This is a genomic window from Candidatus Villigracilis sp. (assembly GCF_057083605.1).
Genome location: NZ_JBXMTI010000148.1, coordinates 16,897 through 27,985, shown reverse-complemented (window position 1 = coordinate 27,985; position 11,089 = coordinate 16,897). Strand labels below are relative to the sequence as shown.

8 protein-coding genes are annotated in these 11,089 nt (G+C 48.5%); 3 read left to right on the top strand and 5 right to left on the bottom strand.

Annotated features, from left to right (window positions below):
* Nucleotides 1–458: 458 nt before the first annotated feature.
* From AC14M5_RS21745 to AC14M5_RS21735, 3 genes are all read right to left on the bottom strand, one after another.
* The gene (locus AC14M5_RS21745) at nt 459–1,442 is read right to left on the bottom strand and encodes a cation diffusion facilitator family transporter (RefSeq protein WP_484031818.1); all 984 of its coding nucleotides are present in this window, start codon (nt 1,440–1,442) and stop codon (nt 459–461) included.
* 51 nt (nt 1,443–1,493) lie between these two features.
* The gene (locus AC14M5_RS21740; RefSeq protein ID WP_484031817.1) at nt 1,494–4,415 is read right to left on the bottom strand and encodes a cation-translocating P-type ATPase; all 2,922 of its coding nucleotides are present in this window, start codon (nt 4,413–4,415) and stop codon (nt 1,494–1,496) included.
* 234 nt (nt 4,416–4,649) lie between these two features.
* Nucleotides 4,650–6,620, bottom strand: a complete 1,971-nt coding sequence (locus tag AC14M5_RS21735) for an ArnT family glycosyltransferase (RefSeq protein WP_484031816.1) — start codon at nt 6,618–6,620, stop codon at nt 4,650–4,652.
* A gap of 102 nt (nt 6,621–6,722) precedes the next feature.
* Here AC14M5_RS21735 and AC14M5_RS21730 point away from each other — a divergent pair, with 102 nt between their 5' ends.
* On the top strand, nt 6,723–7,334 hold the full coding sequence (locus AC14M5_RS21730) for a hypothetical protein (protein WP_484031815.1): 612 nt from the start codon (nt 6,723–6,725) through the stop codon (nt 7,332–7,334).
* A 2-nt stretch (nt 7,335–7,336) separates the two neighbouring features.
* Complete coding sequence (locus tag AC14M5_RS21725) at nt 7,337–8,482, top strand: MFS transporter (RefSeq protein WP_484031814.1); 1,146 nt, start codon at nt 7,337–7,339, stop codon at nt 8,480–8,482.
* 456 nt (nt 8,483–8,938) lie between these two features.
* Here AC14M5_RS21725 and AC14M5_RS21720 read toward each other — a convergent pair whose 3' ends face one another.
* Together AC14M5_RS21720 and AC14M5_RS21715 are read right to left on the bottom strand one after the other, a co-directional pair.
* A complete protein-coding gene (locus tag AC14M5_RS21720) occupies nt 8,939–9,094 on the bottom strand; it encodes a Flp family type IVb pilin (protein ID WP_484031813.1) in 156 nt (51 codons plus the stop codon).
* Between the two features lie 207 nt (nt 9,095–9,301).
* Nucleotides 9,302–9,460, bottom strand: coding sequence for a Flp family type IVb pilin (locus AC14M5_RS21715; protein ID WP_484031812.1), 159 nt, complete (start codon nt 9,458–9,460; stop codon nt 9,302–9,304).
* Between the two features lie 333 nt (nt 9,461–9,793).
* Here AC14M5_RS21715 and hutI point away from each other — a divergent pair, with 333 nt between their 5' ends.
* Nucleotides 9,794–11,068, top strand: a complete 1,275-nt coding sequence (gene hutI / locus AC14M5_RS21710) for an imidazolonepropionase (RefSeq protein WP_484031811.1) — start codon at nt 9,794–9,796, stop codon at nt 11,066–11,068.
* Nucleotides 11,069–11,089: the final 21 nt, after the last annotated feature.

Here is an 11,089-nt window from a genome sequence, read left to right as displayed (position 1 = left end):
GCACACAGACAAAACACTACTATAATTTGGGTATCCATGAGGTTCTCCAGTTGGTGGTTGGGATACCCCAACTGTATTGAATCTCATGGATTTTTGTCAATCCTCCCCAAGGTAGCAACTTGGGTTAATTAACCTAAGTTGCTACCTTGTTCCGCGATCTGCTTTCAACCAAGGTTTTTTAACGCAAAGTCGCCAGGACGCTAAGATTTAATTTTTTTCTTTGCGACTCTGCGCCTTTGCGTTAAATTTTCCGCAAAATCTGGAAGGTGACAACTTGGGGTAATTAACTGGCTCATCTTATGCAGGCATAACTCCGAAGGCGGTGTGTTGAGCCTGTCGAAACAGGTGAAATGATTATAGACATAAAGCCGACACGGATGTAAACCCCGAAGGGGTGACATGGCTTTACCCAAAACAATGACATCCCTTCAGGATTGAGACTGGGTAAGTTAAATAAGTTAATACAAACGCGTGTGTTTTTTTGATTGTTCCAAAATTTCATCAACCGTCATATCGGCATTTTCCTCCTCGGCTGGGTGGTAGTGGACGTGTACTCTTCTCACATTTGGAATTGAACGCATCAATATCTCTTCCACGCGGCTGGCGATTGTATCGCCTTCATATACTGTCAGCGCGCCGTGAATGCCTATCGTCAAATTGATCACGACATGAGGTCCGAAGCGATGCGCCTGCAATTCTTCCAATTGCTTTACACCCTGAATATTTTTCAATAATTTTGAAACGCGCTCGGCCAGCTCACGGTTTGGGACGACGGCCATCAAGTCAATGGATGATTCGCGCAGGACGAAAATGCCTGTGCGCAAAATCAGCAAAGCCACCAAAGCGCCAGCCAGCGGATCCACCCAGGGAAACCCACGCTGGCCGAGAAAGATGCCGATGGATGCTGCGGAGGCGGAGAACAAGTCATTGCGATGGTCGTAGGCCAGGGCATCCACAACGGGGTTCTGAGATTCGCGTCCCAGATTGCGAATGTACCAGCTAAGAAAAATCTTTATCGCAACGGTGGCAAGCGCAACCCAAAGCGCGAACGGATGCGCTCCCTGAGAGTCGGAAACTCCCACAACGAAATCCCAAACCTTATCCACCGCATCCCAAAAAACGGCAACGCCTGTTGTAACAATGAACGAGCCAATGACCAGGGATGCAATGCTTTCAAACTGACGGTGTCCATAAGGATGTTCGCGGTCGGCAGGCATATTGGCCATGCGCACCAAAACACTTGCGGCAATGTAATAGGCCACGTCTGATGTTGAATTAATTCCTTCAGCCAGCAGAGCAGGGCTGTGCCCCAAAATACCAAATGTCGTTTTGACAATGGATAAGAGAATATTAATTCCCAGCCCGAGATTGATGGCAAGCAGGCTTTTTTGATCCCGTTCGTGAGTCATGAGTTGAATTGTATGGCTTTTTGAGTTTTTCACAACTGCCAAATATCATAAAAAGCTCCCGCAAGTTGCGGGAGCTTTTTGCATTTACTTTTCTTTTCTTCGCAGGAAGAATTTGGTGATCTCCTCGGCCACCGCAGGCATGAGTGCCAACCCAACTACCAGCCCCCATTCGCGTACACTCAGGAAATGTGTATTGAAGATGGGTTGCAAAAATGGAACGGCACATACTAGCAACAGTAACGTGATGGAAAGTCCCACCGCATATTGCATGTATTTATTTGAAAAGATTCCAATCTTGAAAATGGAGGCGCGTTCCGAACGAACTGTATAAGCACGGAACAATTCAGCTAGTGACAATGTGACAAATGCCATCGTCTCTGCGGTTTGGACATCGACTCCGCGCCAATCATGTGAGAGGACATAAGATAATGCGTTCATACCAGACGGGATAGCTGCTCCTGCCTGTCCCGTCAACGGGGCTTCGAGATGCCATATCAACCCCATGATGAATGCGCCGAGCACCGCACTGGTTTGGGCAAAAGTCTGCACGATGATGCCAACGCCCATCGAGCGGTTGACAATGGGCTCATTCTTTGCGCGTGGTCTCTGATCCATGATGTCAGGGTCGCCTTTTTCCATGGCGAGCGCCAATGCCGGCGCACCGTCTGTGATGAGGTTGAGCCATAACAACTGAATGGCTGTAAGTGGCGCAGGCAGCCCTGCCAACGTGGCGAGGAAGATGATCATGATCTCGGCCACATTGGATGAAAGCAGGAAGAACACAAACTTACGGATGTTGCTATAGATGATGCGGCCTTGTTCCACGGCAGAGACGATGCTTGCATAGTTGTCGTCTGTGAGAACCATGTCTGCTGTTTCTTTGGCGACATCTGTCCCGGTGATACCCATGGATATGCCGATATCCGCTCGTTTGATGGCAGGCGCATCATTTACACCGTCACCTGTCATCGCCACAATTTCATCATTGGCCTGCAACGCATCTACGATGCGCATCTTGTGCTCAGGAGAGACGCGAGCAAACACATCTGTATCTTCTATGATGTTCTTGAGTTGAAGATCGCTGAGATCGTCCAACTGGGCGCCAGTCAACACTTTCTTGCCGGGCCGCAGGAGACCAATCGATTCAGCAATGGCTTTGGCTGTATTGGGAAAGTCACCTGTGATCATCACCGTGCGGATACCAGCGTGAAGCGCTTTTTCGAGTGCGGGTTTTACTTCGGGGCGCGGTGGGTCGATCATGCCCATTAAACCGATGAAAACTAAATCCTTCTCCAGTTCATCGGTCTTAATCTGTTCGGGGTTGTCAGGGACATCCTGCTCAACGCGATAGGCAAAGCCCAGCACACGCAGGGCGTCTTTGGTCATTGCATCGTTCGCAGCAAGGATGCGTTCCCTGGCTTCCTTTGTTAATTCACGGGGTTCATCATCCATGCCTTGATATTTCGTGCAAAGGGTCAACACAATATCAGGCGCGCCTTTAACAGCGATCACATCCGACCCGATATGTTTTTCATCATGGAACGGAGAGAGGTCTGCCGATTTCGGGTTGAGCACATCATGAATTGTGATCATGCGTTTGCGTTCTGAATCAAACGGAACTTCGTTCTCGCGTGGATAAGCTCTGTTAATATCAACGTGAATGGCCCCAGCCTTGGCAGCTGCTACCAACAGCGCACCCTCTGTCGGGTCGCCCACGATGCGGTATGTCTTCTGTGATTCGTTTTCGCCCGTGGATTCGATCATCGAGTCATTGTTCAACAGGCCCAGCCAAAGCGTGGAGCGGATCGCGGGATATTCGTCCACATCCACTTTTACGCCATCTACTTGAAATTCACCAGTCGGTGCGTAACCAATACCGGTCAAATTTACGAACTGACCATCGGCCCACACACGGGTTACTGTCATTTCGTTCTGGGTTAGTGTGCCAGTTTTATCCGAACAAATCGTCGTGGCCGAACCAAGCGTCTCAACTGAAGACAGCTTGCGGATGAGGGCGTGGCGCTGCACCATCTCACGCATACCAAGCGCAAGCGAGATCGTCACAACGGCAGGCAGGCCCTCCGGCACCGCTGCAATTGCAAGGCTAATGGCTATAATAAATACTTCGGTGACCTGCTCTGCGAATTCCGTGAAATAATCTAGCGGACTCGTGAATAACCCACCAATGTTTGTCTGGTTGATCAGCGCGACAATAAACACAACAGCAACCAGGATCAACGAACCAATGCTCAACGACCTGCCAAGTTGATCGAGCCTTCTTTGTAAAGGCGTTTCTTCGGTTTCCACATTTTGCAGCATCGTGGCGATCAGACCCAACTGGGTGCGCATACCTGTGCTGGTCACCACACCGCGCCCGCGTCCATATGAAACAACGGTTCCCATGAAGGCGGTATTCTTTCGGTCGCCGAGGGGAATATTCTTTTCAAGTACAGTGGCTGCGTTCTTTTGTACAGGAAGTGACTCGCCGGTAAGTGAGGCTTCCTCCACGCGCAGGTTGATTGCTTCCAACAAGCGCAAGTCGGCAGGAATAAAATTGCCCGCTTCGAGAAAAACAATATCACCTGGAACAAGATTGTAGGAAGGTATAGAACTGCGTATCCCGTCACGGATCACCTGTGCATCCGGTGCGGCAAGTTTTTTCAGCGCGGCCAATGCCTGTTCTGCGCGTTGCTCCTGCACAATGCCAAGCACTGCGTTCAACACAACGATTGCCATGATGGCGGCGGCTTCCACATAATCGCCCAGCAGTGCAGAGATCACGGAAGCCACGATCAGCAGGATCACAACAAAATTATTCAGTTGTGCCCACAACAAGGCAAGGAAGCCGGGCCGCGCTGCTTCACGCAATTGGTTGGGGCCGTAGTGGGCAAGGCGTTTTGCCGCCTCCGAGCTAGTCAGCCCTTCATCATGTACTTCCAAATCCCGAAGAACATCGTCTGCTGTGAGCGCATGCCATTCCTGCCGCATTGTTTCTTCATGTGCCATACAAAATCTCCTAATTCAAAGTGAACTTGAGGCGCTCGATCTGCAAAATTAAAACGAGACCACCACGCCTACGTGATGGTCTCGCCTAACGTGTGAACGTTCGCGTTACCGAGGGTAGAACCCTGTCTTGACGACAACGCGTCCTGCATAAAACGCAGGCGGCTACTCCCCAAACACCTTGAGTGTATCCACATGCAAAAGGATTGTCAAGCGAAATGACTCAAAACTCATTCTTTACTTGATGGAATATAACTTAAAGTATTCATTCTCAGCTTTCAGTTCCAGAAGAGGCAAAATCTGGTCGAACTGTTCTGGAAACTGTTCATCCGGAGGGGACATGTAAAGGAGAACATGGGTGTATCCTTTCGATCTCCAATCATTTAAGATTGCATCCGCATTTCCATACAAAAAATAATCATGAGCAAGATTATTATTGATCGGATCGGGCTGGACTTTGCGGGACATGTTATAGCTGCGCGGCTCGAACATAAAATATATAAACGAATCGGGTGGTGTTGAGTCAACCAGTGTCAACGCGGATGTGTAGCGGGGCTGCACTCGTTGGAAATAGGAGTGACGCGATTCCATTCCGAGGGCATATTGCATGGGTCTGCGAACAATCAGACTCAAGGTGTTATCGAGCAGGGTCACTCCGATGATGATGCCAATGATCACAGTGTAGATAAAACTCATTCGGAAGCGAGGCAGATCAAAGTCGGAAAGAAACGCGATGCCAAATCCGATAGGAACGGCAAGGGGAATGAGGCCAGGCCAAAGCAGGCGGGACTGCCAAAGATGTATCGTCTGAACAACTCCGAAAGTCCAAATCAAGTAGTTCAGCAGGGCGAATGTGCTAAATATGAAAAAAGCTTTGTATGTGGAATCGGACGTAGTGTGTTTTTTCCAGAGCGCCCAAACGGCAAGCGGCATGAATATCAGAAAGAGCACGCCAACGCGTCCGTCATAATAGTTTTGGTCACGGTGGCCGAGTATGATGTTGAGAGGCAGAAGAGCAAGTTCGATGGGATTCCAGCCAATCCCTGTACCGTTTCCTGCATATCCCTCCGCTTGAAACGAATCCCAGTAGCGCCCACCGAATGCGAATGGATAAACTGGATTACCCATAATGACCCAGTTGCGAATGTACCAGGGGGATGCCGCCAGAATAGCCATCAGCGAGAAGGATGTTATGGAAGCAATGCGTGCGTAAAAATTTCTTCCCCACAATAAGATCAGGGTAACACAAAAAACGGGCAGAATAAAGCTTGTGTATTTGATCCCCATTGCCATACCTGCAAAGAGACCGCTTATAGCGATCCATTGATTTGCGTCATTCAATTTCCAGATTGCATAAAGGGAGGCAAGCCCAAAATAGACAAGCGCAATATCCGTATACGCCCAGGAAGAAAGCCAGGGAAGGGATGGCATGGAGATCAGGACGGCCATCGACCACCACGCAGTTTTGCCCCCTGATATTATGCGCGACCATTCCCAAACCAGCCCGATCATAAGCAACGAAAACGACCAGTGAATCAATTGCGCCGTGCGTTCGCTCCCGAGGCCAAGCGCCCAGATAAAATTCCCTTCCATTAGACTTGGAAACCAGAATTGAGGGATGTTATATGGGAGGATTTGTTTATCAGCCAGTAGTCTTTCCGGTAATGTAAGATGATAGAACAATCCATCAAACCCTTCCGCGGGCGGTAGGAGGGCGAAGATAAAGCTAATTGCAAGCGTCATTGCAATGGTGGGGGGAAGCCACGCGGGAATTTCACTTTTCCCCTCCCTAAATGAAATTAGAAGCGAGCTAAGGCTGCGTCGCAATTCCTTGTGAAGCTTTAAAATAAAGACCCAAACCAAAATTGCAAAAAGAATGGCAAGGAGAATCAGGGGTTCCGCCAGCCCTATTGCTCCTAACCCATAACCAAGCAAACCAAATATGCCCAAGCCAAGTCCAGTCCCAAGGATCAATTGTTCATGCTCATTGACTGGCAGCCGCGTCCATTTGAACAAAAAAATTCCTACCCCGGCAGAGTTAACAAGCAGGATGGCAGTCAATGCAACCGTCCATAAAGTTTCCAGAATCCCATTGATCACTTGAAAGAACAACGGATGCTGTGTGATGTAAAATGCAGATAGTACTATGCTGCTCCAGATCAGGAAGGTCACTGCGAATATGATTTTTTTGAAGGTTTCATTGTTCATAGTTTAGATTATAAAAGAAATGAATTGAAATCTGTAAAACCCAGGGATAATTCTCAAGCAATCGCCAGACAAAATTGTTTGGATGGGGTTACAATTTACGCTATGTTCAAATTCAAATCACCAATCACATATTTCTTCATCACACTTATGGCAATCGTATTGCTAACTCTGCTGAGCCCCGAAGAAAAATCTTTGGGATCAAACGTGCGACTCGTCTACCTGCATGGATCCTGGGTGCTGGCTGCGGAAGTCGCATTCATTGCCGCCGCTCTTTCTGGACTTTTAGGCCTGCTCCTGCGCAAGGACATTTTCCACGCCTGGTCCGCCGCGCTTGGGCGCACAGGCATTATCTTCTGGGTCACCTATTTGCCGCTCTCTCTTTTCGCTATGCAAGCCAACTGGAATGGGCTTTTCCTAGCCGAGCCGCGCTTTCGCCTTGCCATGACCTTCGCCGTGACCGGTGTGTTACTTCAGGTGGGCTTGTGGGTGCTTAACACAAAGTGGCTGACCTCACTTGCAAACATTCTCTTCGTCGTTATCCTGCGTGTCATATTTTCAAGCGCCGAAAATATCATGCATCCGCCGCCATCTCCCATCTTTAATTCAGGCTTGTGGAATGTTATTATCTTTTTCCTGACCCTGAATTTCCTGGCATGGATCGCGGGTTATTTCCTGACAAGATTCTTCATCAACCTTCAAACAGATCAAGCATAGCCTTGCGTATCCGCTTTCAACTACTTACATTCATGGTTCTACGCACCATCCTGAATACCGCCCACAGGATGGTGTATCCATTTTTACCGGTCTTTGCGCGGAGCCTGGTTGTGGATCTTTCCACCATGTCCCTGTTGATGACAGCACGCTCTCTGCTTGGCATAACCAGTCCGCTCTTTGCACCTATTGCAGATCGGCGCGGTAGAAAATTCGGCATGTTGGCTGGCATTGTCATCTTCACAATTGGTGTTGGCTTCGTGGCGATTCACCCAGCTTTCTGGACACTTGCCATTGCCCTCATGCTCGCCATGGTTGGCAAATATATGTTTGATCCCGCTATGCAAGCCTACTTCGGAGATCGAATTCCATATCACCAGCGCGGCACAGCATTGGCAGTGACTGAAGTTGCATGGTCTATGGCGTTTGTGGCTGGTGTGCCAGTGGTTGGGTTTTTGATTGATAAGTTTAGCTGGTCTGCGCCTTTTCCCATTTTCACAATCCTTGGGCTAGTCATCTTTTTCATTATCTGGCGAATGGTTCCAAATGAAGACCTGCACCACAAGCTGACTTCCAATTCGCGTGATGGCTATCGGGCCGTGTTTACCTCCATACCTGCAATGGCTGGCATTTCAATTGCGATGTGGGCAAGCGCAGGTAATGAATTGGTCAACCTCATCTTTGGCGTCTGGCTGGAAGACTCATTTGGATTGAAGATCATCGCGCTTGCAGGCGCCTCCGCTGTAATCGGCATCTCAGAATTAAGCGGGGAGGGATTGGTGGCCCTTACAACAGACAGGCTTGGAAAACCGCTCGCGCTAACCATTGGGCTGGTCGGCAATGCCCTGGCCTCGATCCTACTCCCGATCATTGGGCAAACACAAGTCGGTGCGTTGGTTGGTTTATTCCTGTTCTATATTACTTTTGAATACGTCATGGTCAGTCACATTCCATTGATGACTGAACTTGTCCCCTCGGCGCGCGCCACAATGCTTTCCATGAACGTCACAGGCCATGCAATAGGGCGTGCGCTTGGAGCTTTTTTGGCGGCCTTTATTTATCAGCAGTTTGGCTTCCTGTTCGTGGCACTAACTGCTGTGGCGTTTAATGCAGCAGGGTTGTTAGCTTTGCGAAGGATGCAAAAGGGATAGCTGGGCAAATGCTGTTTGGAACGGGGTCGGTTTCAAGATCCGCATTGAGACGGGCATTTTTTACAATTCAGACATGAGCGATACAAATATTGTCTTTGCGTACCCCACATCAGATCATGGAAAACGACTTGAAGAAAAGTTTAAAAAAGAGCCAAAACCTGGTACGTGGGTAATTACTGTTTCTTTTAATCTCCCAAATTGGATGGCACAGTACGTAGGATGGGGGAAAATTGATCTTTAAATATAAGGTATTGTACTTTGCGCCAACATCAAGCTCGCTATGTTCGCAAAACACTCTCGCTTTCAAAGCGTGACACCTTTCATCACCTGATTACCAAATGGTTCATCGTTGACCACAATCTAGCCAGAAAACAATTCACATCACTTACTTTGTGACCACTACCAAATATAAAAGAACCCTGTCTGACGACAGGGTTCTTTTTGTACGAAAACTATTTAGACGCTGGAGAGGCTTTCATTGATAGTGCTGAAGACGTTGCCGATAATCGGGCCAAGGACCATCAAAGCCGCGATAACTACGATGGCAACCAAAACAAGAATCAGCGCATATTCAACAAGACCCTGGCCTTTTTCTTTGGGTGAAAATAACATGGGATAGGTTCTCCTTTCTTTTAGATTTCCCAGGAAAGGCCTCCTGGAACTATCTTTATTTTACATCGACTACAAAAAAATGCAAGTACCAATATGTCGATAGCCCTAACAGTTATGTTAGCCTTACAGGAACGAAAGAACACATAATATGTCGCGAACATCATGGGTGTTCGCGACATATTATCTTAAATCATAAAACAAAACTCATTAGGAGAAAGAGGAGAGGCTTTCATTGATAGTGCTGAAGACGTTGCCGATGATCGGGCCCAGGACCATCAAAGCGGCGATAACGACAATGGCAACCAAAACAAGAATCAACGCATATTCAACAAGACCCTGGCCTTTTTCTTTGGGTGAAAATAACATGGGATAGGTTCTCCTTTCTTTGGAATTTCCCAGGAAAGGCTCCTGAGATTACTTTTATTGTACATTGATAAGGAAAAAAAGCAAGTACCAACTACTTTTGCATTTGCAATAATGTTAGGAATATTAAAAAGAAAATCAATTAAAGTGTTTTCGTGAAAAGGAACACAAAGGAAGTGCCTTTTCTTCCAACCTTGTGGCCCAATCTATTGGATTTTCTGAACGAAGTTACGCACAATTACAGAGTTCTCGTCTGGTCATCCCTGCGGCATTCTGTACTCATCTTTCTGTGGTTAAATTACGCCATTATGCAATCATGAATAATTGGTGATAAACATGCTCATACACTCTGCTTCACAGCTTCTTACTCTTGCAGGCGGTCCGCAACGCGGAAAAGCACTTGGCACACTTGGTATTATTGAGAACGGCGCAATTGTTGTCCGCGATGAAAAGATTGTCGCGGTTGGCACAACAGAAGAACTTAAATCTGCTTATCCTGATGAGCCAACTTTGGATGCCGGTGATTGCGTGCTCATGCCCGGCTTTGTGGACCCGCACACGCATCTCATCTGGGCAGGCGACCGCGCTGACGAATTCGAGATGAAAATGTCCGGGACGCCATACCTCGATATTCTCGCGGCAGGCGGCGGGATCATTTCCACGGTTAAAGCCACACGTACAGCATCCATTGAAACACTCATTGCGCAGACCCGCCCACGTTTGCTGCGCATGTTCGCACATGGAACAACCACAGCCGAAGCGAAAACAGGTTATGGCTTGCAAACCTCCACTGAATTGCGTTTGCTCAAAGCCCTGCTTGCGCTCGATGACGAAGGTCCGCTTGATCTTGCAATTACTTTCCTCGGCGCACACGCCATTGCACCTGAATTCAAAGATGACCCACAAGGCTATACCGATGAAGTGATCAATACAATGCTGCCGGTACTCAAAGAATGGTGGGGGACTCACGCTCCGCGATACCTTTTACCTTTTGTGGATGTATTCTGTGAAACGGGAGCCTTCACTCTCGACCAATCGCGTCAGATCCTGACTCAGGCTGGGTCGCTGGGATTCCCGCTCAAGATCCACGCTGACGAGTTTGACAACCTCGGCGGTGCAGCCCTCGCAGCGGAGTTGGGAGCGGCATCAGCTGATCACCTCGTTGTCACCTCTGATGCGGATATCGCCGCGCTTGGCAAATCGGACACAGTTGCAGTAGCCTTGCCTTGCACACCCTTCGGCCTGGCGGAAGGTCATTACACACCCGCAAAGAAATTGCTTGAAGCAGATGCCATGCTGGCCCTCGCCACAGACTGTAATCCCGGTACGTCGTGGAATGAATCGATGCAATTTGCCATAGCGCTGGCCTGCCGTTACATGGGCTTGACTCCGGCTCAGGCCATCGCTGCATGCACCATCAATTCTGCGCACGCAATTCGTAGGTCCGATATGATCGGATCTTTGGAAGTCGGAAAACAGGCGGATATGCTTATCCTATCCGTCAACGATTATCGCCAGGTCGGTTATCGCTATGGGACAAATCTTGTAAAGCAGGTCATCAAGCGCGGACGTGTGTATTCGGTGGATGTGGGCTATTACAGAACCGCATAAAGTATAAATATAAAACACAAA

Bases quoted from the DNA above. Each gene is read 5' to 3' on its own strand.
- AC14M5_RS21740 (WP_484031817.1), bottom strand. From the start codon at position 4,415: ATGGCACATGAAGAAACAATGCGGCAGGAATGGCATGCGCTCACAGCA.
- AC14M5_RS21735 (WP_484031816.1), bottom strand. From the start codon at position 6,620: ATGAACAATGAAACCTTCAAAAAAATCATATTCGCAGTGACCTTCCTG.
- AC14M5_RS21730 (WP_484031815.1), top strand. From the start codon at position 6,723: ATGTTCAAATTCAAATCACCAATCACATATTTCTTCATCACACTTATG.
- AC14M5_RS21720 (WP_484031813.1), bottom strand. From the start codon at position 9,094: ATGTTATTTTCACCCAAAGAAAAAGGCCAGGGTCTTGTTGAATATGCG.
- AC14M5_RS21715 (WP_484031812.1), bottom strand. From the start codon at position 9,460: ATGTTATTTTCACCCAAAGAAAAAGGCCAGGGTCTTGTTGAATATGCG.
- hutI (WP_484031811.1), top strand. From the start codon at position 9,794: ATGCTCATACACTCTGCTTCACAGCTTCTTACTCTTGCAGGCGGTCCG.